Annotated in this window: 23 protein-coding genes and 1 other annotated feature; of the genes, 6 read left to right on the top strand and 17 right to left on the bottom strand. The window is 36.1% G+C overall.

Features of this window, described 5'->3' with window-relative positions:
* Nucleotides 1-28: 28 nt before the first annotated feature.
* On the bottom strand, nt 29-493 hold the full coding sequence (locus CO726_RS14800) for a low molecular weight protein-tyrosine-phosphatase (RefSeq protein ID WP_098759379.1): 465 nt from the start codon (nt 491-493) through the stop codon (nt 29-31).
* Nucleotides 494-667: 174 nt separating this feature from the next.
* Between CO726_RS14800 and CO726_RS14805 the strand changes: the two genes are divergently transcribed.
* Nucleotides 668-892 (top strand): DUF1128 domain-containing protein, encoded by a 225-nt coding sequence (locus tag CO726_RS14805; RefSeq protein WP_000366197.1) that lies wholly within the window; start codon nt 668-670, stop codon nt 890-892.
* Nucleotides 893-1,081: 189 nt separating this feature from the next.
* Nucleotides 1,082-3,748, top strand: a complete 2,667-nt coding sequence (locus CO726_RS14810; protein ID WP_099684770.1) for a cation-translocating P-type ATPase — start codon at nt 1,082-1,084, stop codon at nt 3,746-3,748.
* A gap of 82 nt (nt 3,749-3,830) precedes the next feature.
* Here the strand turns inward: CO726_RS14810 and CO726_RS14815 are convergent, their stop codons facing one another.
* The 7 genes from CO726_RS14815 to CO726_RS14845 form a co-directional block, all read right to left on the bottom strand.
* Nucleotides 3,831-4,913 (bottom strand): toxic anion resistance protein, encoded by a 1,083-nt coding sequence (locus tag CO726_RS14815; protein ID WP_001064413.1) that lies wholly within the window; start codon nt 4,911-4,913, stop codon nt 3,831-3,833.
* Nucleotides 4,914-4,931: 18 nt separating this feature from the next.
* Entirely contained in the window at nt 4,932-6,563 is a 1,632-nt protein-coding gene (locus tag CO726_RS14820) for a YceG family protein (protein ID WP_099684771.1), read from the bottom strand.
* 109 nt (nt 6,564-6,672) lie between these two features.
* Nucleotides 6,673-7,464 (bottom strand): TerC family protein, encoded by a 792-nt coding sequence (locus CO726_RS14825; RefSeq protein ID WP_000025688.1) that lies wholly within the window; start codon nt 7,462-7,464, stop codon nt 6,673-6,675.
* A 72-nt stretch (nt 7,465-7,536) separates the two neighbouring features.
* Nucleotides 7,537-8,115, bottom strand: coding sequence for a TerD family protein (locus tag CO726_RS14830; protein WP_098759383.1), 579 nt, complete (start codon nt 8,113-8,115; stop codon nt 7,537-7,539).
* A 79-nt stretch (nt 8,116-8,194) separates the two neighbouring features.
* The gene (locus tag CO726_RS14835; protein WP_136699645.1) at nt 8,195-8,779 is read right to left on the bottom strand and encodes a TerD family protein; all 585 of its coding nucleotides are present in this window, start codon (nt 8,777-8,779) and stop codon (nt 8,195-8,197) included.
* Nucleotides 8,780-8,802: 23 nt separating this feature from the next.
* Nucleotides 8,803-9,399 carry a TerD family protein gene (locus CO726_RS14840; protein WP_099684773.1) on the bottom strand — a complete coding sequence of 199 codons (597 nt, stop codon included), beginning with the start codon at nt 9,397-9,399 and terminating at the stop codon, nt 8,803-8,805.
* Nucleotides 9,400-9,527: 128 nt separating this feature from the next.
* Nucleotides 9,528-10,406: an ROK family protein gene (locus CO726_RS14845; RefSeq protein WP_099684774.1), complete on the bottom strand. Its 879-nt coding sequence runs from the start codon at nt 10,404-10,406 to the stop codon at nt 9,528-9,530.
* 358 nt (nt 10,407-10,764) lie between these two features.
* Between CO726_RS14845 and CO726_RS14850 the strand changes: the two genes are divergently transcribed.
* Nucleotides 10,765-11,682, top strand: a complete 918-nt coding sequence (locus CO726_RS14850) for an LPXTG cell wall anchor domain-containing protein (protein WP_099684775.1) — start codon at nt 10,765-10,767, stop codon at nt 11,680-11,682.
* A gap of 115 nt (nt 11,683-11,797) precedes the next feature.
* Here CO726_RS14850 and proS read toward each other — a convergent pair whose 3' ends face one another.
* Together proS and CO726_RS14860 are read right to left on the bottom strand one after the other, a co-directional pair.
* Nucleotides 11,798-13,228 (bottom strand): proline--tRNA ligase, encoded by a 1,431-nt coding sequence (gene proS, locus CO726_RS14855; RefSeq protein ID WP_099684776.1) that lies wholly within the window; start codon nt 13,226-13,228, stop codon nt 11,798-11,800.
* A 47-nt stretch (nt 13,229-13,275) separates the two neighbouring features.
* Nucleotides 13,276-13,482: a binding site (T-box leader), on the bottom strand.
* A gap of 93 nt (nt 13,483-13,575) precedes the next feature.
* Nucleotides 13,576-13,869, bottom strand: coding sequence for a YesK-like family protein (locus CO726_RS14860; RefSeq protein WP_000383852.1), 294 nt, complete (start codon nt 13,867-13,869; stop codon nt 13,576-13,578).
* A 155-nt stretch (nt 13,870-14,024) separates the two neighbouring features.
* Between CO726_RS14860 and CO726_RS14865 the strand changes: the two genes are divergently transcribed.
* A complete protein-coding gene (locus CO726_RS14865) occupies nt 14,025-15,338 on the top strand; it encodes an alkaline phosphatase family protein (RefSeq protein WP_099684778.1) in 1,314 nt (437 codons plus the stop codon).
* Between the two features lie 108 nt (nt 15,339-15,446).
* Entirely contained in the window at nt 15,447-16,730 is a 1,284-nt protein-coding gene (locus CO726_RS14870) for an MFS transporter (RefSeq protein ID WP_099684779.1), read from the top strand.
* 75 nt (nt 16,731-16,805) lie between these two features.
* On the opposite strand, the gene CO726_RS14875 is transcribed toward CO726_RS14870, so the two are convergent.
* The 7 genes from CO726_RS14875 to CO726_RS14905 form a co-directional block, all read right to left on the bottom strand.
* Nucleotides 16,806-17,057, bottom strand: coding sequence for a helix-turn-helix transcriptional regulator (locus CO726_RS14875; protein ID WP_002078892.1), 252 nt, complete (start codon nt 17,055-17,057; stop codon nt 16,806-16,808).
* 56 nt (nt 17,058-17,113) lie between these two features.
* Nucleotides 17,114-18,346, bottom strand: coding sequence for an MFS transporter (locus CO726_RS14880; RefSeq protein ID WP_099684780.1), 1,233 nt, complete (start codon nt 18,344-18,346; stop codon nt 17,114-17,116).
* A 66-nt stretch (nt 18,347-18,412) separates the two neighbouring features.
* On the bottom strand, nt 18,413-18,994 hold the full coding sequence (locus CO726_RS14885) for a TetR/AcrR family transcriptional regulator (protein WP_099684781.1): 582 nt from the start codon (nt 18,992-18,994) through the stop codon (nt 18,413-18,415).
* A gap of 80 nt (nt 18,995-19,074) precedes the next feature.
* Nucleotides 19,075-19,218, bottom strand: a complete 144-nt coding sequence (locus CO726_RS14890; protein WP_098758463.1) for a histidine kinase — start codon at nt 19,216-19,218, stop codon at nt 19,075-19,077.
* A gap of 126 nt (nt 19,219-19,344) precedes the next feature.
* Nucleotides 19,345-19,587, bottom strand: a complete 243-nt coding sequence (locus tag CO726_RS14895) for a hypothetical protein (RefSeq protein ID WP_099684782.1) — start codon at nt 19,585-19,587, stop codon at nt 19,345-19,347.
* 13 nt (nt 19,588-19,600) lie between these two features.
* Nucleotides 19,601-19,915, bottom strand: a complete 315-nt coding sequence (locus CO726_RS14900) for a thioredoxin family protein (RefSeq protein WP_099684783.1) — start codon at nt 19,913-19,915, stop codon at nt 19,601-19,603.
* 10 nt (nt 19,916-19,925) lie between these two features.
* Nucleotides 19,926-20,297, bottom strand: a complete 372-nt coding sequence (locus tag CO726_RS14905) for a DnaJ family domain-containing protein (RefSeq protein WP_099684784.1) — start codon at nt 20,295-20,297, stop codon at nt 19,926-19,928.
* Nucleotides 20,298-20,820: 523 nt separating this feature from the next.
* Here CO726_RS14905 and CO726_RS14915 point away from each other — a divergent pair.
* Entirely contained in the window at nt 20,821-22,845 is a 2,025-nt protein-coding gene (locus CO726_RS14915; protein WP_099684785.1) for a glycosyl hydrolase family 18 protein, read from the top strand.
* Nucleotides 22,846-23,159: the final 314 nt, after the last annotated feature.

The raw sequence follows: 23,159 nt of genomic DNA on the forward strand, positions 1-23,159 counted from the left end.
GTTAGAAAGTATTTCTTTCTAAGCTTCCTCATATTCCTTGTTCATTTCGAATGAAAGCTAATAGCTTTGCACACCCTTCTGTTACAAGGTCATATACTTCTTGGAAATTCCCTGTATAGTAAGGGTCGGGAACGTCTGTCCAGCCACCGTCTGGAACAAAATCGGACAGCCTACCAATATAGCCTCCAGTTTTACCTAAACTTTTTAAATCTGCTATATTCTTGTTGTCCATGGCAATAATATAATCAAACTTTGTTAAGTCTTCTTTTTCTACTTGCCTAGCTTTAATTCCTTTAAAAGTGACTGCATTTTCTTTTAAAATTTTTTGTGTTCCTTTATGTGGCGGATGGCCAATATGCCAATCTCCAGTTCCTGCAGAATCAATGACAATTTTCTCTTCGAGTCCCTCTTTTACGACAAGATCTCGAAAAATCGCTTCTGCCATCGGAGAACGGCAAATGTTCCCAAGACAAACAAACAATACTTGAACCATATTTTTGTTTCTTCCCTTCTTGGTGCATTTCTTAATATATACTTATAGTATAAACAACCAATTATTAATTATAAAGGAAATCCCTACTAATTTAATAGGATTGAAAAGATTCATTAACGAAAATGATAAAAAATGTTAAGATAGCCTTATGTTATTTTAAAGGGGGACACTTCGGTGGATTTATCCGTAAAGTCAGAAGAAAACGTTGAATATATGGTCGAAGCTATTAAAGAAAAATTACGTATGGTTAATGCTGGAGCGATGAGAGCTGCTAGCTTTAATGAAGAAATGTACGAAGACTTACGTGACATTTATGAGCATGTTATGAAACGTGAAACATTCAGCATCAGTGAAATGCAAGCTATTACAGAAGAATTAGGTACATTAATTAAAAAGTAAAGAAGCCTCGTTTATGAGGCTCTTTTTTATTTCTAACAAATTCATGACAACTCTTCTCTTTCCCTCACCCAACTGTAAAATACTGTACAATGAAAGTAGAACCTCACCTTAGATTTTTCTTCATACATACTACCCACAAATAATAGCAACACTACCATTGCTAACTGTTTTGACTGGAGGTGCTTACTTATGAGCAATTGGTACAGTAAGACGAAAGATCAAACATTAATCGACCTAGAAACAAATGAACAACACGGTTTAACAGAGGAAATTGTAAATGAACGTTTAAAGCAATACGGTTCTAATGAATTAGCTGCAAAACAAAAACGCACTTTATGGCAGCGTATTTTCGCCCAAATTAATGACGTCCTCGTATATGTCCTTATTATTGCAGCCCTTATTTCTGCCTTTGTAGGTGAATGGGCTGATGCAAGTATTATTGCGCTCGTTGTAGTTTTAAATGCTGTTATCGGTATCGTCCAAGAATCGAAAGCAGAACAAGCTTTAGAGGCATTGAAAAAGATGGCGACACCTAAAGCTATCGTCAAGCGAAATGGTGAACTAAAAGAAATTCCATCTGAGTACGTCGTTCCAGGTGATATCGTTATGCTCGACGCCGGACGATATATCCCATGCGATTTACGCCTTATCGAAACCGCAAATTTAAAAGTTGAAGAATCTGCTCTAACTGGTGAATCTGTCCCTGTTGATAAAGATGCAATCTACCACCCTTCCATGCAAAGTGATGAGCAAGTACCACTCGGTGATCAAAAAAACATGGCCTTTATGTCTACTCTTGTTACATACGGACGAGGCGTCGGTGTTGCTGTTGAAACTGGAATGAACTCACAAATTGGTAAGATTGCTACCCTTTTACATGAAGCAGACGATGATATGACACCACTTCAAAAAAGCTTAGCACAAGTCGGAAAATATTTAGGCTTTGTCGCTGTAGCTATTTGTATCGTGATGTTTCTCATCGGCTTTTTACAAGGGCGGGATACGTTAGAAATGTTTATGACTGCTATTAGTTTAGCCGTTGCAGCTATCCCAGAAGGCTTGCCAGCTATCGTTTCCATCGTTCTTGCAATTGGTGTGCAGCGCATGATTAAACAAAATGTTATCATTCGGAAACTACCAGCTGTTGAAGCTCTCGGGTCTGTCACAATTATTTGTTCAGATAAAACAGGTACGTTAACGCAAAATAAAATGACCGTTACTCACTTTTATAGTGATAACACATACGACCACTTAGAAAATTTAAGTGTAAATAATGATGCGCAACGTTTATTGTTAAAAAATATGGTGCTATGTAATGATGCGTCTTACAATAACGAATCACAAACCGGAGACCCGACTGAAATTGCTCTTCTCGTTGCTGGAAGCACTTTTAACATGCAAAAAGATCATTTAGAAAAAATACATGAACGCGTTAACGAGCTACCTTTCGATTCAGATCGTAAAATGATGTCAACCGTGCATACATACGATGAAAGCTACTATAGCATGACGAAAGGTGCTATTGATAAACTCTTACCTCGATGTACCCATATATTTAAAAATGGTAAAATCGAGGTTCTAACAGATACTGATAAAAATCAAATATTAGAAGCTGCCAGGGCAATGTCTCAAGAAGCTTTAAGGGTACTTTCATTCGCATTTAAACAATACAATTCAAACGATGTGGATATAGATCATCTTGAAAACAATCTCATCTTTATTGGTCTTGTCGGTATGATTGATCCACCGCGAACAGAGGTAAAAGATTCAATTACAGAATGTAAAAAAGCCGGTATTCGCACAGTTATGATTACTGGTGACCATAAAGATACCGCCTTTGCAATTGCTAAAGAACTTGGTATTGCTAAAGAAATATCTGAAATTATGATTGGAACTGAATTAGATAATATTTCAGATACAGAACTAGCAAGCAAAATTAATCACTTAAATGTATTTGCTAGGGTCTCTCCAGAGCATAAAGTAAAAATTGTAAGGGCATTACGCGCAAAAGGAAATATCGTTTCTATGACTGGTGATGGTGTCAATGATGCACCGTCTTTAAAGCAAGCAAATGTTGGCGTAGCGATGGGCATTACAGGAACAGATGTTGCAAAAGGGGCAGCGGATGTCGTTTTAACAGATGATAATTTCTCATCTATCGTGAAAGCTGTTGAGGAAGGTAGAAACATTTACCGTAACATAAAAAAATCTATTCTCTTCTTACTTTCTTGTAACTTCGGAGAAATTATCGCGTTATTTTTAGCCATTTTACTCGGCTGGGCAACACCACTACGACCTATTCACATTTTGTGGGTAAATTTAATTACAGATACACTGCCGGCATTATCACTTGGGGTTGATCCTGAAGATCCAGATGTGATGAAGGAAAAACCACGACATGCGAAAGAAAGCTTATTTAGTGGTAGCGTTCCTTTTCTTATTTTCAATGGGGCTGTCATTGGACTTTTAACGCTAATAGCCTTTATCGTCGGAGCGAAATTCTATACCGGAGATACAAATTTATTCCCTCTTTTCCCAGAGCGAATTGATGAAGATGCTCTATTACACGCTCAAACGATGGCATTTGTCGTTCTTAGTTTTTCTCAGCTCGTTCATTCATTTAACTTGCGTTCAAGAACGAAATCGATTTTTTCAATTGGGCTATTTACAAATAAATACTTAGTCTTCTCCCTTCTTATCGGTGTTCTTATGCAAGTTTGTATCATCTCCATCCCGCTCCTTGCAAATATATTCGGTGTGCATGCATTAACGATGCGAGATTGGGGATTTGTTCTCTTATTAAGTATCCTTCCACTTGTTGTGAATGAGATCATTAAATTAGTGAAGAGAAACTAAAAGGCAATGAGGATTATTCCTCATTGCCTTTTCATTTATTCCGCTATTTGCGAAAGATGTCCCCACTGATTAAAGTTTCACTTTATCCTTGTAATTCTTTTTTAATGTTCTCTGTTAATGTAGCCATACGTTTGCGGCTTTCTTCACGCTCACGTTTATTTTGCTCTTCAATTTGTTGTGTTTCTTGCATACCTCTTGAAATAATATTCCAAGTTTCCTCAAGTGTTTCCATCTTAATACTAGAAGAACCTGATAGTCTCGCTACTTCCACACTTTGCGTTGCGATATTTTGTGCATTTTTCTTAAGTAATTCATTTGTACGGCGATCAAGTTCAGCCATAGAATCTGCAACAAGCTTTTGACGTTTCGCATTTACCGCCTGAATGATACCATTTTTAAAGATAGGAATCGTTGTAATAAATGCTGTATTAATTTTACCAATTAATTTATTATTACCACGCTGAATCATACGAATTTGTGGTGCTGTAAGTAACGCAACCATACGTGCTTTTTCTAAATCATCAATACGCTGTTCTAAAATTTCAACAGAGTTTTTAAGTGACTCTAATTCAATACCTGCTAATTGATCATTATTACGCACACGCTCTTCATACATCGGAACTAGCTCTGTATTTAAACGCTCTAATAACATTTCTCCTGCTACTACGTACTTTTCTAAGTCTAAATAATATTTTAAGTTTTGCTCATATAGACCGTCTAACGTACCAATTGATTTTTTCATTTCATCTTGATACTTCGTAATTTCCACATACACTTTATCAATTTCACGGCCCATCGTTTGATACTTGCTAAAGATTTGTTCAATCATTTTATCCGCTTTTTTGAACATACGTGAGAAGAAACCGCTTTTCTCTTCCGCAAAGTCTTTGCTATCAAATCTGTCCATAATTTTACCAAGTTGTTTTAATAATTCACCAGAATCTTCTATTTTTGATAATGACATTGTATGTAAAATTTGATCAGCAAAACGTGAAATTTCCATAGAAGGTTCTTTTCCAAGTTCAATTAATTCTAACTGATCCTTAATATCTACCGCATTATAAATACGTTGCACATCTGCATCTTGTCTAAGTTGCAAACGAACATCTTGTGCTGTTTGCTCATTTAATTCTGTTTTCGAATCTAGTACGACTGGGTTATTCATATGGTATTCTCCCTTTCCTTATAAAAATGGACGAAATAGCCCTTTTATTGTTTGTGATAAATTTTTATAGGCTGATGAACCATGAAACTCAAGATCGAAATTAACTTCTTCAAGCCAATGTGAATCAAATGCCCCCGCTTCAATATACGGTTCAATATCGTTTCTTCCCGTTGGATTGAAGTGGAATACATCTACTCCTATTTGATTTAAAAATAGTAATAAAACAGCATCAGAACGAGTTAATTCTCCACTCTTCTCATTATTAAATATAACAATTTTCGGTACATCTTGTGAATAATCAAATTTCTCAAGATGTTCTAAAATATTCGGTGGTATTTGAGAGAGTTGTGCGAAAACATATAGCGCTACATCTTGTTTCGTCTCTTTTGCAATCGGTTTACACATTTCACTTTCACACGTATGGATGATCGCCTCTGCAATACCATGTTGTAATCCTTCTGGCAATCGTTTATGTGGCCACCAATGACTGTTCATAATTAAATCTGGATGTAATTTCCCCCCGCGGTCTAATGCATCTCGGTAATGATATTGGAAATTTGCTTTTTGCTCTTTCGTAAACGGGAATGTATTAATTAATAAACTGTTATCAAATGATGTAACAGCCTTTAATCGCTGAAAATATTCTTTATCATTCTTCGAAACACCTGATATTTTCGCAAATAAAGAAGGAATATAAATGTGTTTATTTTCAACAAAGAATGTCGGGCGTACAAATGCCTTTTCTTTCGTAATTAAAAAGAGTTCATCGTATGTTGTTTTTAATGTACGAGCTACAGGCGTATATGAACGGAATTGCCACGGCTTGTACAGCAGTGAATTATCATGGTGAAGGACTTGCTCAATTTCTTTTGAAGCTTGATACGCTACTGTTGCAACACGTTCGCGGCGGCGATCTGGAAATGGTTCAAGAGAAATGCGACCTGGATGCGACACAATAAAAGTCCTTCCCTCTTCATCAACATTCTCAAATCCATCTTTTCCTTCTGGATGATAATAAAGCACATCACAACCGAGCATAATAAGGAAGTATAAGAAATATATACGGCTCTCCGTCGCATCCCCATACCAAACGATACGCGGCATTTGTTTCTTATAATTAACCGTAGAGAACCACTTAGCTACGTAATTTTCACTTAATTTAATTATATCAATTAAAAAACGACGGAACCCTTCTGTTTTTAATGATTGGTTATGTTGTTTCTCATACAATTTCAATACAGAAATAAACGTCGTATGTATATAATGCTGTAAGTCAGGATTGTCTACTTTCGGTAAAAGTTGTTTCCCAGATAAGTGTGCCACTAACCTATTTACTGTCAGACCGTTTGGTGCTTCTTGATGTAATCCGAACACTTCTTGAATGTGACGAAGCTTTTCTGAATCAATCACTTTGTTTAAATTTTGTTCGTGTAAAACTTCAATTCCTTTCGCTTCACTATAATCAAATAACTCATTAAAATATTCATCTACATCATTAGGAACACCAAGGATTCGACATGCTATATAACTAAATTTCATCTCATTCTCTGTCAGCTTATATTGTGGGCGTTTTTCTAAAAGTGTTTCAAATCGCTTTAAATCTGATTCATCTTTTAATGCATATGGTTGAAGTGTAAAACGTGAAAACACAACAGTTCACCTCCAAAAACATTTACGTTTTTTCTAAGTCCTTCTTCTATTATAAACTATTTTTGGTTATAAAAAATGGGCGCTCACAAAACGAGCAAACCCATTTCAATTATTTATTGTCTTCTTTAGTAGCTGCAACTTCTTCTTTAGCTTGTCCAGAATTCTTCATGTAGTGAATTATAAATGTTGCTCCAAATGCTACAACTAAAATAATAAAGAATAGTGTATGACTAATCTCAATCTCGATTAAAGACAGTAACATTTTCGATGCAATAATTAAGATTAAAATGTATGCTGTCGTTTCAAGCTCTGGAATACGCTCTAATAATTTCAAGAATACACCGGCAATACCACGCATCATTAAAATACCTAGCATTCCGCCTAATAATAAAATCCAAACTTCATTAGATACACCAAATGCAGCAAGTACACTATCTACAGAGAATGCGATATCCATTAATTCGACCATTGCAACTGTTCCCCAGAAGACACCAAACATTCTGAAGAAAATACTGTTTTGGTTCATACCATGAGCTTCCTCTTCTTCACCTGCACCTTTACGCTTATCAATAAAGTATTTTACTGATAACCAAGCAAGGTAAAGTGCACCAAGAAGTTTTACCCACCATAATTTAATTAAGAACATTCCGATTCCAATTGCAATAAAGCGGAATATATAAGCTCCAATAAGTCCATAGAATAATGCTTTTTTACGTTTCTCTTCAGGAAGGTGTTTTACCATTACCGCTAACACAAGTGCGTTATCAGCAGATAACAACCCTTCAAGTACAACAAGTGTACCTATTAATCCCCAAGATACTGGATCCTGCAACACTTTAATCCACATGTCCAAGTCGAAAAACTGAGCATACGTATCAAGGATTCCTTGCAAAATACTCATCTTACCTTTATCCCCTATTCTTTGCTAGATTTATAGAAAGGTCAAAAAAAGGAAACGAATATCGTTTCCTTTCTATGCATCCAAGCCATACGCTCTTACAAGCGCACCTAAACCACCTTGGAATCCACTTCCTACTGCATTAAACTTCCACTGTCCATTATGACGGTATAATTCGCAAAAAACAACTGCTGTTTCAATGGAGAAATCTTCTCCTAAATCAAAACGAAGAACTTCTTCATTCGTTTCTTCATTCGCTAAACGAACGAACGCATTTCCTACTTGTCCGAAGTTTTGACTACGGCCTTCCGCATCATAAATCGTAACTGTAATAGCAATTTTATGCACGTCTACCGGAACTTTCTTTAAATCGACAACAAGTTGCTCATCGTCGCCTTCACCTTCACCTGTGCGGTTATCCCCTGTATGTAAAACAGATCCACAAGGAGACTGTAAATTATTATAGAAAATGAAATCAGTTTCCTTCGTACATTTTCCATTCGCATCTAATAAAAAGGCAGATGCATCTAAATCAAAATCAGATCCACCGTCATAAGATTTAATATCCCAACCAAGACCAATTACCGCTTTTGTTAAGCCAGGGCTTGTTTTACCTAAATCGATTTTCTGTCCTTTTTGTAACTGAATAGCCATTTATATTCACCTCTATATTTTAATCTTTAAAAATATATCCATCAGTAAATATATATTTACTGATGGATATACAAATCTATTACTCTACGTCTAAACCAAAGTTATTACATAGAGACGCTAATCCACCTTGGAATCCACTTCCGATTGCATTGAACTTCCAGTCACCTGCATGACGGTATAGCTCACCTACTACAACAGCTGTTTCAATAGAGAAATCTTCTCCTAAATCGTAACGAATTAACTCTGCATTTTTTTCTTCATCAAGAATACGTACGAAAGAGTTAGAAACTTGTCCGAAGTTTTGGCTACGACCTTCTCCGTCATAAATTGTGATTGTGAAACAAATACGTTCGATATGTGCAGGCACATTTTTCAAATCTACTTTAATCGCTTCGTCATCGCCTTCACCTTCACCAGTTCGGTTATCTCCTAAATGCTCTACAGCACCATTCGCACCTTTTGGGTTGTTATAGAAAACGAAATCCTCTGCACCTGAAACTTTACCGTTAGAACCTACTAAGAAAATACTAACATCTAAATCGAAATCGTTTTGTCCGTCATAACGATTTGTATCCCAACCAAGTCCTACAAGAACTTTTGAAAGACCTGGATTCGTTTTTGTTAAGTCTACCTTCTGTCCTTTTTTCAATGAAATTGATGCCATATACAATTCCTCCTCGGTTTACTTTATTGATAACGTGATACAATCTCACTTAAGTTTTTATCTTGTGTTCCTTCTCCAATTGCTGAAAACTTCCATTCATTTTCGTGTCGATACATTTCCCCTGCAATTAGAGTCGTTTTGCCAGCATAATTATCCGATAAATTATAGCGAGCTAATTCTTCACCAGTTTGCGGGTTTTGAATACGAATATATGCATTACGAATCATCCCGAAATCTTGACGACGATTTACACAGTCATAAATATTTACAACGAATACTAAACGATTAATACGGCTCGGAACTTTATGTAATTCTACGAAAATTGTTTCGTCATCACCAGCGCCTTCACCTGTTAAATTATCTCCTGAATGAATAATACTACCACAAGTAGAAAGTTTGTTTCCGAAGTAAACTAAATCATTTTTGTTTAAAAAACGATCTCCTTCTAACATAACAACAGATGCATCACAATCTACATTTGGTTTACTTCCAAATAATGAAGACAGAAATCCACCTGATTGCCCAATTGGATCCCAGCCTAAGCCAACCTGTAGTTTTGCTACTTTTGGTTGTCCTTTCGTTAAATCGATCTTTTGACCTTTTTCTAAAATAATAGGCATGAAGTTTCTCCCTTTCTACAAAGCATTTTCCAAATCGGAAAATATTGTATTCTTCTCTTATATTGTAGCATTATTTACCTAGTGATAAAAAGGATAAATTCTCAGTTATATGAAAACATTCATATAACTTATTTATGATGATGTAAGAAGTGGTAAATAGCACCAATCATTCCTGCGCAATTTCCGTTTTGTGCAAGTTCAATCTCACAATCACTATAAATCTCTTTATTCAAATATTTCTCTACCTCTTCTTTTACTTCTTTTAAGAACTTATTTCCTCTATCAGTAATTCCTCCACCTATAACAATCATTTCTGGATTAAAAATATAGGCAAGGTTACTAATTCCAATTGCTAAATGTTTAAAGAAAACCTTAACCGCTTCAGTAATTTCCCTATCTCCTTTATCATACAATTCGAAAATTGTTTCTCCATTCCAATCACTTTCACCTTTATATTTTTGTACAAGACGAATTAATCCTGAAATCGAAGCGACCTCTTCAAACGTCTTCCCTTCTATTAACATATTTCCCCATTCGCCAGCACTAAACGAATGCCCTCTATATAACTCTCCATCTATAAAAATTGCTCCTCCAATACCAGTTCCAAGAGTAAGCATAATAAAATTTCTTTTTCCGTTCCCAATACCTTTCCATGTCTCTCCTAAAGCTGCACAATTCACATCATTTTCAACGGATACAGGTACTTGTAATACCCCTTGTAATCTATCAATAATAGGAATAGTAACGTAGTTCGGAATATGCTCCGCCCCTCCCGTTACAATCCCTTTATAAATATTAACAATTCCCGCAGTACTAATACCAATCCCCGTAATCGTATGTTCATTCATTAATTTTTTTGATAAAAGAATGAGTTTTTGAATGATTTGTTTCCCACCCAAATGAATTTCTGTTGGAACCGTTCTATGCTTTAATACTGTTCCTGTTTCTGAAACAATTCCATATTTAATTTGTGTACCACCAATATCAAATGCAATATATTCTTTCATCTGCTTTCACTTCCTCTACTGTGATGAGTGTAACATTCCCACTGCTCTACTATTTATAAAGTGAAGCTTTAATCAGTGGGGGTTTTTGTTCATCCCCCACTGATTATCAGCCCTCAACAATCGGACTTTTACGGGTCGCCCGTCCCCCACCTAACTTCTTTGCTTTCGCTGAATTTTGAGGTTGGGGTCTTACTGCCCACAAATAGCGGGGTAAAGAGTTTACACTAATTCTTTTCTCTCTTCAGAAAGACACCACCTTTTTCTATATATAGTTTTTTTTGCATAAAACTCTTTTTCCTAAGAAATATTACAAAGGGATGTATTTTAGATGGAATATTAATTTCTTAGGAGGAAAACAATGACGAAAATCTTCATTTTAGCATCAACACTCTCTTTATCTTTTTTTAGTGGTTTAAATATCGGTAATGCAGCAACGGAAAACTTCTCTCCAGCAACAAACGCAATTGTACAAAATAACGATCATTTAGCAGAAGGCAACTCAAAAGATAATAATAAACCACCAGGAAACAGTGGTTCTCAGGACGATAGTGGTTCTGGCGGCAACGGTTCTGACGGCAGTGGTTCTGGCGGCAACGGTTCTGATGGCAGTGGTTCTGGCGGCAACGGTTCTGGCGGCAACGGTTCTGATGGCAGTGGCTCTAGCGGCAATGGTTCTGGCGGCAACGGTTCTGGCGGCAACGGTTCTGGCGGCAATGGTTCTGGCGGCAACGGTTCTGGCGGCAATGGTTCCGGTGGCAGCGGTTCTGGTGGCAATGGTTCCGATGGCAACGGTTCTGATGGCAGTGGTTCTGGCGGCAACGGTTCTGGTGGCAATGGTTCCGGTGGCAGCGGTTCTGATGGCAATGGTTCTGGCGGCAACGGTTCTGGTGGCAGTGGTTCTGGCAGCAACGGCTCTAGTGGCAGTGGTTCTGGCGGCAACGGCTCTAGTGGCAACGGTTCTGGTGGCGGTAACCGCGTTAAAGGCGATAGCAGTTCTCAAGGGGGCAATGGCTCTCAAGGCGGTAACCGTGTTAAAGGCGATAGCAGTTCTCAAGGGGGCAATGGCTCTCAAGGCGGTAACCGTGTTAAAGGCGATAGCAGTTCTCAAGGGGGCAATGGCTCTCAAGGGGGCAATGGCTCTCAAGGGGGCAATGTAAAAGAACAAGGCGATAAGTTACCTAATACGGCAACACATGATCCTGCATCTATTTTAATGGGACTTTCAACATTCCTAATCGGTATGTTACTATTTATTCGCCGTAAAAATGCAAAATAAAAACACATCCTTCCATCTAAAACATACATGAAACAAATTGCAGAACTAAAAAGGACTTTGGATTGCAGTTTATTATGCAGCCCAAAGTCCTTTTCATTCTCTATCAAAAAGAGCATTAATACGCTTTTCCCCAATACACCATTTGCTTAGCTTTTTTACCACAACAAATACATTCATCAGCCAAATGTTCTTGCTCAAAAGGCATACAGCGAGAAGATACTCCAACTTCTTCTTTTAATTTCTCTTCACAAGCTAATTCCCCGCACCACATTGCTTTAATAAACCCTTGCTTTTCATCAGCTAATTTTTTCATCTCTTCGAAATTCGTCACACTATACGTATTTTCATCACGAAATACTTTTGCTTTATTAAATAAAGAGTTATGAATTTCCTCAAGTAGTGCTGGAATGCGTTCTTCTAATTGATCCATTGATATAAACTCTTTTTCTTTCGTATCTCTTCTTACAAGTACAACTTGATTCTTTTCAATATCTTTAGGACCAACTTCTAATCGAATTGGAATACCTTTCATTTCATACTCATTAAATTTCCAACCTGGTGTTTTATTACTAGCATCTATTTTTACTCGTGCAACCTTTTGAATATATCCTTGTAACTCTGTTGCTTTCGCTAAAACACCTTCTTTATGCTGAGCAATCGGTACAATAATAACTTGCACTGGTGCGACTTTAGGAGGCATTACAAGCCCATTATTATCACTATGAACCATAATAAGTCCACCTATCATTCTTGTTGATACACCCCAAGATGTTTGGTGTACATATTGCCACTTACCGTTACGATCTAAAAATTTAATATCAAATGCTTCAGAGAAATTCGTTCCAAAGTTATGGGATGTTCCTGTTTGAAGTGCTTTCCCATCATGCATTAAGCTTTCAATCGTATAAGTTGCCTTTGCGCCCGCAAATTTTTCTTTTTCTGTTTTTTGTCCTTTAATTACTGGTATCGCTAAGTAGTCTTCACAGAAAGAAGCATATAGATTTAAAATATGTAACGTTTCAGCTTGAGATTCTTCTGCTGTTTCATGAATTGTATGACCTTCTTGCCATAAGAATTCTGTTGTACGAAGGAATGGTCGTGTCGTTTTCTCCCAACGAACTACTGAACACCACTGATTATACAGCTTTGGCAAATCATTATAGGATTGCACAATTTTTGAAAAATGCTCACAAAATAAAGTTTCAGATGTAGGGCGTATACAAAGTCTCTCCGCTAACTTTTCATCCCCGCCATGTGTCACCCATGCTACTTCAGGAGCAAATCCTTCTACATGATCCTTCTCTTTTTGCAATAAACTCTCTGGGATAAACATTGGCATATACACGTTTTCATGACCAGTTGCTTTTAACTTCTCATCCATAACTTTCTGCATATTTTCCCATAAGGCATAACCGTACGGACGTAGAATCATACATCCTTTTACACTCGAATAATCAACAAGTTCTGCTTTTTTCACAATATCTGTGTACCACTGTGCAAAGTCCTCTTCCATTTTCGTAATCGCTTGTACTTGTTCTTTTGCCATAGTCAGTCTTCCTCCTTTTAGAAAATACAAAAAAACCCGCGTCCCTAAATAGGGACCGAGCTTTGCCGGCGTTACCACCCTGATTCATGCACAAAAATTGTGCATGCTCTCTTTTTGATAACGGGAAATTCCCGCTGCATATGCAGAACTCGAAGGTAGGTTCCATATCGCCTTTTTAAGAATCTTTCAGCCTAGCGGATTCTCTCTCTGCTAAAAAGGGTAAACATGTACTAGTCCTTTTTCATCGTTATAACGAAATAAATTTGTTGATTATCATAATACAAATTCTTTTTTAAAACAATAGCTAATTTTCTTACTTTTATATATTCTTTTCATTTTTTGCAGTTTTATACGTAGCTTTTTCGCGAGATTTTTACAAGTTGATGTGCAATCATACCGATAAGTGTACCCAGTAGAACGAAGAAACCAATAAATCCATACCCCATTCCTTCCCATCCACCAATAACCATCATTGTAACGGGAAAGGATGCTAAACAAAGAAGTATTAAACTAAGTGCAAATATAATATCGAACTGTTTGTCTGGAAACCGTTTCTTTAGTAAATACGAAATAGCAAATACAAGGATAATCGTAATTCCACCAATGATGTAAAAGATACCAAATCCATCTAGCCAATCCACAGTGTTTCCTCCTTCCATTCATTCCCTTATACTTAATTATATGTTTAATTTTTCTGAAAATAAATAATAAATTTTCATTTAAAAAATATATTTTTATTACCAGGTATTAATAGTAATATATAAGAATAGGTTTTATATAACCAGGAGGGAACTTTATGGATAAAGCATTAACAAACCACGTCATTATTTTATCTTTCGATTGCTTATCAGCTTTAGATTTTCCTATATTACAAAAACTTCCTAATTTCCAAACATTAATAAACAAGGGCTCGATTGCGAAAAAAGTGGAACCTATTTATCCTTCTGTAACATATCCAAGTCACTCAACAATCGTTACTGGAAACTACCCTAATAAACATGGCGTAGTTAGCAATACATTACTTCAACCCGGACGCGAGTCACCGGATTGGCATTGGTATCGAAAATCCATTAAAGGAACAACGTTATACGATGAAGCACATAAAGCAAATTTAACGACAGCTGCCATTCTATGGCCTGTTACCGGCAGAGCAAACATTGATTACAATTTACCAGAAATCTTTCCAAATAGACCGTGGCAAAATCAAATTTTAGTTTCATTATTTAGCGGTAGCCCGCTATACCAATTAGATTTAAATCGTCGTTTCGGTCACATACGAAATGGACTGTCACAACCTGAACTTGATGATTTCGTACTTGCTTCTGCTGTGCATACAATCAAGACGAAAAAGCCTAATGTCATGTTTGTACATTTCACCGATCTAGACACCCAAAGACACTATCACGGCTTTGAATCCAAAGAAACAATAGCTGCCATTCGTAGACATGATGAGCGGCTAGGGAAAATTATTCAAGCTTTAAAAGCCAGTGACCTATACGAAGAGAGTACAATTATCGCTCTTGGTGACCATAGCGCTTTAAGTGAAAACAAAGCCATTCAATTAAATGTACTATTTCATCAAAAAGGGCTTATCTCTATAAATTCAAAAGGTAAATTAGTAGATTGGAATGCTTATTGCCAAAGTTGCGATGGGTCCGCCTATGTATATGTGAAAGACAAAAACGATACGGATACAATTCGGGAAGTACAACTACTCCTTGAAGACCTGCTTCAAAATAAACAAAATGGAATTGAATTTATGCTTCATGATGAAGCTGCAAAAGACTGCGGTGCAGATGGTAATTGTTTATTTATGTTAGAAGCGCGAGAAGGGTATTATTTCACTGAAAACTATACAGGAGATTTTATAAAGGAAATTACTGAAAAAGATGTTACGCCTAGTAAAAAATATACATTTGGTACGCATGGATACTCTCCAAAAAAACCTAACTATGAAACAATTTTTATCGCTGCTGGGAGAGGGATAAAAAGCGGCGTTACCATTCCGTATATGAGACTTATTGATGAAGGCCCAACTATCGCTAGACTACTCGGTTTACATTTAGGTGAAACAGACGGATCAATTGTAGAGGATTTACTCCAATTGTGAATAATTGTATATATGTGTAAAATTTATTTAAAAATTATCCCTGTTTCTCTTTTTATAATTTTTATTTTTGTACACTGTTAGTAGAACAAATTTAAGGGGGAACATTATATGAAAAAAATGTCCAGACAAGAAAAAAGCTGGATATTATACGATTGGGCGAACTCGGTATATTCGCTCGTCATTACAACTGCATTATTTCCAATTTACTTTAAAGCCGCTGCAAAAGAAGCTGGACTATCTGGTGCAACTTCAACAGCATATTGGGGATATGCAAACTCATTCGCTACACTTTTAATTTCTATACTTGCTCCTATTCTCGGCACAGTTGCTGATTATAAAGGATTTAAAAAACGATTTTTCACATTCTTCTTTGGACTCGGTATCGTATTTACAAGTATGCTAGCAGTCGTCCCAACATCTCAGTGGCACCTATTACTAGGATGCTATATGCTCGCATTAGTTGGTTTTGCTGGAGCAAACATTTTCTATGATGCATTTTTAGTAGATGTCACTTCTGAAGATAGAATGGATCGAATTTCTACGAGAGGTTTCGCTTTAGGCTATATCGGGAGTACTATTCCTTTTATCGGTTGTATCACTCTTATCATTCTTGCTCAAAAAGGAACTATCCCTTTATCAGTTGGCATTGCCAGTCAAATTTCATTCGCGATAACTGCTCTTTGGTGGGGACTATTTACAATTCCAATGCTAAAAAACGTAGAGCAAACGCACTATATTGAACGTCATCCAAGACCAATTGCAATGAGCTTCAAACGCCTTGCTGATACTTTTAAAAATATTAAAGAATATAAAACAGTCTTTCTGTTCCTAATTGCTTACTTCTTCTACATTGACGGGGTCGATACAATTATTACTATGTCTACCGCTTACGGAACAGATCTTGGTATTAGTGCAACGAATCTATTAATCATCTTATTTGTCACACAAATTGTCGCTTGTCCATTCGCTTTATTGTATGGAAAACTATCAGAGACATTTACCGGTAAAAAAATGCTATATGTCGGTATTATTATTTATATCATTATCTGCACATATGCTTATTTCTTAAAAACGACACTTGATTTTTGGATTTTAGCGATGTTAGTTGCCACTTCTCAAGGTGGTATTCAGGCGCTAAGTCGTTCCTATTTTGCAAAACTAGTACCTAAAGAATCTGCTAATGAATTCTTCGGATTTTATAATATATTTGGCAAGTTTGCCGCGATTATGGGTCCAGTATTAGTCGGTGTTACAACGCAATTAACGGGAAAAACAAACGCTGGTGTCCTTAGCATTATTGTACTGTTCATTATTGGGGGATTCTTACTAACTAGAGTTCCGGAAAATAATACATCCGTTACACCACCTAGTCCAAAAACCAAAACGCTATAAAGGAAAAGATCCTCTTCACATAAGAAGAGGATCTTTTCCTTTATTTTTATTGATAACGCCCCACAATTAAAGATGCTACATCTTATACAAAAATAGTTTATCAACAGTTGTTCCTAATACTTCCGCTAAACGAAAGGCTAATGCTAAACTCGGATCATATTTATTATTCTCAATTGCATTTATCGTCTGTCTTGAAACTTTACACTTATCAGCTAATGCACCTTGTGAAATATTATTTTCAGTGCGTAATTCATAAATTTGATTTTTCACATCTTTTCTCCTAACATGTAAAATCGTTTTTACAACATTAGTATATAGTCGGTACATTTCATTGTCAAAAGATCACCATGAAAAAAGGGAGCAATTCAGCCCCCTTGCAATAGCTATTTCGAAACCAATGAATTCGTCATTTCCTCTCGATTAACAACATCTTCTTTCTTTATTTGCATACGTAAAACCGGACCTATTGCTAATAAAATAAGTGACATTGCTATACAAAATACGGTAACTAGTGAGGTCAGCTCCTTCAATCCTCCAGCTAGTGAAGTTCCAATTAACATTGCCCCCATAAACAGTGGTAAAATTGTTCCATTTACCCTTCCAATCATATTTTCTGATACAAGTTGAATCATAAGCGTACCGACAACGATATTAACACAAGCTAAACAAATACCTGTTCCAAATCTCATGAAACTAGTAATCCAAAATGATGTAGATAGCCCTTCTACTAAAAATGACATCGCTAATATACTCATACCGAATACAAACATCTTTTTCGGATTCACTTTTGAAGCGAAAACCGCAGCAACAATACCACCGATTAACATACCTATTCCATCAGCTGCGGCTAAATATTGAACTGCTTCCTTTTCCATTCCAAGGCGCTCTATTACAAGAAATACCTCTAATGGATTCGTTAGTCCAACAGCTAAGCCCATAACGGTGAAAGTAATCGTAATCATACGTAAATTTTTCGTATGCAGAACGTATTTCCATCCTTCTTTTATATCATTTTTTAATGAGCCTCTCACCACTGGCTCTTTTTCCACCCATTTTGGTAAAAACAAAAGAGCGATAGCAGATAACAAAAATAAAATGATTAAGCTATATAGTGACGTAAATAAACCAAGTTGTGTATACACAAGCGATCCTACCACTGGTCCAAAAATCATAAATAATGACTGTAATGTTTGGTTAAATGCAATCGCATTTGCTACCTGTTCTTCCTTTACATAGCGCTTAAATATACGCGAAGATGATGGCTGAGAAAACTGACCTACGATCGCGGAAATGAGTGTTGCAAAAAATATAGCCTGCCAATAATCTAGCTTTAACAACAAGACAATCCCTATAATAGACAGTACACTTAATACATCTCCAGCAACCATCGTTCTTTTCGGATTCCAGCGATCAGCTAGCGCCCCACCGATAAACGAGAAAATAAAAATAGGTGCATATTCCATAACCGATAACAACGAAACGGAAACTGGATCATTATTCGTTCGCTCCATTATAAAATATAAAAGAGCCATATTTCTGATCCAAATTGCAAATTGTTGTAAAATATCAGATACCATAACGAGCATAAATGCTCGGTTTTTAAATAAAACGTTCATTTTTATTCCCCTTTCATAAACCGACCGTTCGGTCTAATTTATTTTGTAAGAAAAGCAACTGACCTATTATTCAGCTGCCATTCCTTTTAACAATACATCTATTGCCTTTTTATAAACACGTTTCAGCTCTTTATAATCTAATTCGTAGTAAAGTACTCCAAGCCCTGATAATAATCCATTCACAATATACATAAGATCCCGCGTATCATCTTCTCGAAACTCTCTAGACTGTATGCCTACTTCAACTAATTTCTCAACCATAACATATGATTCTCTAGTTAAAGCTAACAGTTCATCCAAAATCTCTTTACTTACAACTTGGCTCATAGAAAACTCCTCTATTGCATTTGAAATGGGTTGCTGTATGTCCTCTACATAATATTCCGCGAGACCATATAGTTTTTCAGTACTAGTACTATACAACTTCTCTTTTTCATTCCATTTTTCAAGCCAATCATACGTATGCTGTTTCACTACAAATAAAAATAATTCTTCTTTACTTTTAAAGTGATAATAAATGCTTCCTTTACTTCGCTCTGTAATTTCACAAATCTCTTCCATAGATGTAGCGGCATAGCCCTTCTGTGAAAACAGATTTTCTGCTTTATATGCAATTTCTTTCTTTATCTCTTCTGCACTTCTTCTCATATTCACACCTCTTTAAACCGACCGTTCAGTCTAATAATAACAAATTAAAAACCTCTATTACAAGAGGCTATATTCCTTATTTAAGAAAACGTACTCTCAAACCATGTTCGAATCATATGTATTATTCCAATTTTAAATCCTAATTTAACAAGAAATACGCCTCCCGCAGCTAATAAAAATAGCATTACTTTCCTCTTGTTTTTCACTTTCGGCTCCCTTTTCATTTCCATTCCCCTTAGTATGTTAAAAGTATTTAATCAAACGTTTGTTTAACTGTTTTTATACATATGTAAGCCAACTAATCAAACGTTTGTTTAAAAAGAAATACGCCTATATAAGGCGCATTTTCATCAATCACCACCACCGCAGCTTCCTCCACTATCTCCACCAAAAGACCCTCCACAATCATGTGAACCTCCATCATGCGAGCTATCATTATCAGATCCAGCAAAGAAAAATAGTGGTGATGAGTTGTTAGATGAATTATGAATGTTATTTTGTTTTGTAAGATTTACCTTCTTTTTGTTTGATCGAACTGCTGTTACGATTGTTCCAACTACAACAAATAATAGTATGACAATAATAAATTCCATATAAAAGCCTCCCTTATTCCTCGAATAATTGAATGGTTCTCTCTAAATTTTCAAGTGAAATGAAGCGTGATTCACGAAGGATCTCTTTTCCATTATAAAATAATAAAACTGTTGGTCCTGTAAATACTGCATATCGCCCCGCAATCTCTTGCATGTCTTGTAGTAATATTTCTACTTTCTCTACATATTCATAATTCTCTAATACGCAATTTACTTTTCTTAGCATAACATCACAAACACCACAATTTTCCGTTTTAATAAACAGAAGTACTAATTGTTGTTCTTCAATATATGTCGCTAATTCTTCTATCGTTTCAAATGTATTCATCTTATCCCTCTTAGCGTAATTTACGAAATACTTTGTCTTGATACATACGAAAAGCTAAACTATCTTTACTCTTTCTCTTTTCCATTACCTGCTGAAAACGAAGCTTTTTTGCTGTTAACTCTTCTTGTAATTTTTTTCTCTCTTCTTCATCATAACAGCAAGCAATTAAGTCTTCTATTTTTAATATATCTTTTTGTAGTTCCATTTCTGGTGGAATCATTCCCGCATTTTTTAAAATTTTATAACTCATTCTAAGTTCTGGAGGTACCATTGAAAGGTCTTCTAATTGTAGTGGTTTTCCTTTTCCCGGAATATGATCAAGGTCTCCATTCCGTATTGCTTGTCGAATTTTTTCTTCAGCAATGTTCAAAAACACATCCACACCATTCCCTCCTTTACATATTTTTACTATTATTTTACATGAAATTTCATTATTTCGCTACGTCATCAAAAATGAACTACATACAATTTTTTCTCAATTTTATTTATAAGGAGATATTTTCCCACCTCATATGTATTTCATTTTCATATGCAGTTTGTATTGTAGCCTTTTTATATTGAGAAAATCCTTCTGCATCTAATAAAGCGTTTACACTAAATCTTACATTTGTTACGATTTAATCACCCCCAGCCCCCTTGTATAGACTTCGTGATGTCTGATCATTTTTATCCCGCTTTAATGGGCAGTAAGACCCCCACCTCAAAATTTAGCGAAAGCAAAAAAGTTAGGTGGGGGTCGGGCTGCCCATTAAAGTCCGATTGGTTCAACTAATAATCAGTGGGGGATGAAGCCCCCCCACTGATTAAAGTTTCACTTTATCTAGACGTTTCGTACGTCTAGATTCATTTTGATTTATTGGCGCATGCCTTTAAATATATCTTTTATTTTGAAAGGAGAAATGACTATGAGATCAAAGAAATTCACACTGCTATTACTATCCCTACTACTCTTCTTACCTCTTTTTCTCACAAACTTTATTACTCCAAATGTCGCATTAGCAGATTCACCAAAGCAAGGTCAAAAAATTGTTGGGTATTTTCCTTCATGGGGCATTTACGGACGTAATTATCAAGTTGCAGACATTGATGCATCAAAGCTAACTCATTTAAACTATGCTTTCGCTGATATTTGTTGGAATGGAAAACATGGAAATCCTTCTACTCACCCCGATAATCCAACTAAACAAACGTGGAACTGTAAAGAGTCTGGTGTACCACTGCAAAATAAAGAGGTCCCTAATGGCACTCTCGTACTCGGTGAACCATGGGCTGATGTCACAAAATCTTATCCTGGCTCAGGTACAACTTGGGAAGATTGTGATAAATACGCACGCTGCGGAAATTTCGGAGAACTGAAACGATTAAAAGCTAAGTATCCTCACTTAAAAACAATTATTTCCGTTGGTGGCTGGACTTGGTCTAATCGCTTTTCTGACATGGCCGCTGATGAAAAAACAAGAAAAGTATTCGCTGAATCTACAGTAGCTTTTCTTCGCGAATATGGATTTGACGGCGTTGATTTAGATTGGGAATATCCGGGCGTAGAAACGATTCCTGGTGGTAGTTATCGTCCTGAAGATAAGCAAAACTTCACCCTACTCCTTCAAGATGTTCGAAATGCATTAACTACGGCTGGTGCGGAAGATGGTAAACAATATTTACTAACAATCGCGTCAGGTGCAAGCCAACGTTATGCTGATCATACAGAGCTAAAGAAAATCTCTCAAATACTTGATTGGATTAATATTATGACATATGATTTCCACGGTGGGTGGGAAACTACCTCTAACCATAATGCAGCTCTATACAAAGATCCAAATGACCCAGCAGCGGATACGAAATTTTACGTAGATGGTGCTATAGACATTTATACAAATGAAGGTGTTCCAGCGGATAAACTCGTATTAGGTGTACCTTTTTATGGACGCGGATGGAAAAGTTGCGGAAAAGAAAATAACGGACAATACCAACCTTGTAAACCAGGTAGTGATGGAAAACTCGCTTCTAAAGGTACTTGGGATGATTATTCTACCGGTGACACAGGTGTGTACGATTATGGTGATTTAGCAGCTAATTACGTTAATAAAAATGGTTTTGTTCGCTACTGGAACGATGTAGCTAAAGTACCTTATTTATATAATGCGACTACAGGCACATTTATTAGCTACGATGACAATGAATCTATGAAATATAAAACAGACTATATAAAAACAAAAGGTTTAAGTGGAGCAATGTTTTGGGAATTAAGTGGGGATTGCCGTACAAGTCCAAAATATAGTTGTAGTGGTCCTAAATTACTTGATACGTTAGTAAAAGAATTACTGGGTGGACCTATTACTCAAAAAGATATTGAGCCACCAACAAACGTAAAAAATATTGCTGTTACAAATAAAAATTCAAACTCAGTTCAATTGAACTGGACTGCATCTACTGATAACGTAGGCGTTACTGAATACGAAATTAGTGCCGGAGAAGAAAAGTGGAGTACAACAACAAACAGCATTACAATTAAAAACTTAAAACCTAATACAGAATACACATTTTCAGTAATTGCCAAAGATGCTGCTGGAAATAAGTCACAGCCTACCGCTATTACTGTTAAAACAGATGATGCTAATACGACACCTCCTGGGGGAAATGGCAATGCTACCTTTTCAGTCACTTCAAATTGGGGAAGTGGTTACAACTTCTCGATTGTAATTAAAAATAGCGGAACGACTCCTATTAAAAACTGGAAATTAGAATTTGATTATAACGGCAATTTAACACAAGTTTGGGATTCTAAAATTAGTAGTAAAATAAATAATCATTACGTAATTACGAATGCAGGATGGAATGGTGAAATTCCTCCTGGTGAATCGGTTACAATCGGAGGGGCAGGAACCGGCAATCCCGCCGAACTTGTAAATGCATCTATTAGCGAAAATTAAACATAACCTTCCTTAATTATTTCACTAAAGTTTGAATTTAGGTTTGAGTGCTCTATCCTAAATTCAAACTTTTAATTTTATGAAAAATCACAAATCGATATCATAATAACCTATTATAATTATATTTAGTTTATAATATGAAGTTCGTGTGAAGTTCATCTGAATTTTACATGAATTTCCTTTCAGTTCTATTGTCTTCCTATAGTAATCACATTATCCTTTACATATAGGAATTATTTTTATTCCATTTCAAACTATCTATATATATATAAGAAGATAGTCGCCTATTAGGGAAAGGCATCTAGTATTATTAT

It is taken from the genome of Bacillus fungorum (assembly GCF_002746455.1).
Lineage (GTDB): Bacteria > Bacillota > Bacilli > Bacillales > Bacillaceae_G > Bacillus_A > Bacillus_A fungorum.

Bases quoted from the DNA above. Each gene is read 5' to 3' on its own strand.
- CO726_RS14835 (WP_136699645.1), bottom strand. From the start codon at position 8,779: ATGGCATCAATTTCATTGAAAAAAGGACAGAAGGTAGACTTAACAAAA.
- CO726_RS14850 (WP_099684775.1), top strand. From the start codon at position 10,765: ATGACGAAAATCTTCATTTTAGCATCAACACTCTCTTTATCTTTTTTT.
- CO726_RS14810 (WP_099684770.1), top strand. From the start codon at position 1,082: ATGAGCAATTGGTACAGTAAGACGAAAGATCAAACATTAATCGACCTA.
- CO726_RS14895 (WP_099684782.1), bottom strand. From the start codon at position 19,587: ATGGAATTTATTATTGTCATACTATTATTTGTTGTAGTTGGAACAATC.
- CO726_RS14840 (WP_099684773.1), bottom strand. From the start codon at position 9,399: ATGCCTATTATTTTAGAAAAAGGTCAAAAGATCGATTTAACGAAAGGA.
- proS (WP_099684776.1), bottom strand. From the start codon at position 13,228: ATGGCAAAAGAACAAGTACAAGCGATTACGAAAATGGAAGAGGACTTT.
- CO726_RS14830 (WP_098759383.1), bottom strand. From the start codon at position 8,115: ATGGCTATTCAGTTACAAAAAGGACAGAAAATCGATTTAGGTAAAACA.
- CO726_RS14815 (WP_001064413.1), bottom strand. From the start codon at position 4,913: ATGAATAACCCAGTCGTACTAGATTCGAAAACAGAATTAAATGAGCAA.
- CO726_RS14845 (WP_099684774.1), bottom strand. From the start codon at position 10,406: ATGAAAGAATATATTGCATTTGATATTGGTGGTACACAAATTAAATAT.
- CO726_RS14800 (WP_098759379.1), bottom strand. From the start codon at position 493: ATGGTTCAAGTATTGTTTGTTTGTCTTGGGAACATTTGCCGTTCTCCG.
- CO726_RS14825 (WP_000025688.1), bottom strand. From the start codon at position 7,464: ATGAGTATTTTGCAAGGAATCCTTGATACGTATGCTCAGTTTTTCGAC.
- CO726_RS14900 (WP_099684783.1), bottom strand. From the start codon at position 19,915: ATGAATACATTTGAAACGATAGAAGAATTAGCGACATATATTGAAGAA.
- CO726_RS14890 (WP_098758463.1), bottom strand. From the start codon at position 19,218: ATGAAAAGGGAGCCGAAAGTGAAAAACAAGAGGAAAGTAATGCTATTT.
- CO726_RS14915 (WP_099684785.1), top strand. From the start codon at position 20,821: ATGAGATCAAAGAAATTCACACTGCTATTACTATCCCTACTACTCTTC.
- CO726_RS14880 (WP_099684780.1), bottom strand. From the start codon at position 18,346: ATGAACGTTTTATTTAAAAACCGAGCATTTATGCTCGTTATGGTATCT.
- CO726_RS14870 (WP_099684779.1), top strand. From the start codon at position 15,447: ATGAAAAAAATGTCCAGACAAGAAAAAAGCTGGATATTATACGATTGG.
- CO726_RS14875 (WP_002078892.1), bottom strand. From the start codon at position 17,057: ATGTACCGACTATATACTAATGTTGTAAAAACGATTTTACATGTTAGG.
- CO726_RS14885 (WP_099684781.1), bottom strand. From the start codon at position 18,994: ATGAGAAGAAGTGCAGAAGAGATAAAGAAAGAAATTGCATATAAAGCA.
- CO726_RS14865 (WP_099684778.1), top strand. From the start codon at position 14,025: ATGGATAAAGCATTAACAAACCACGTCATTATTTTATCTTTCGATTGC.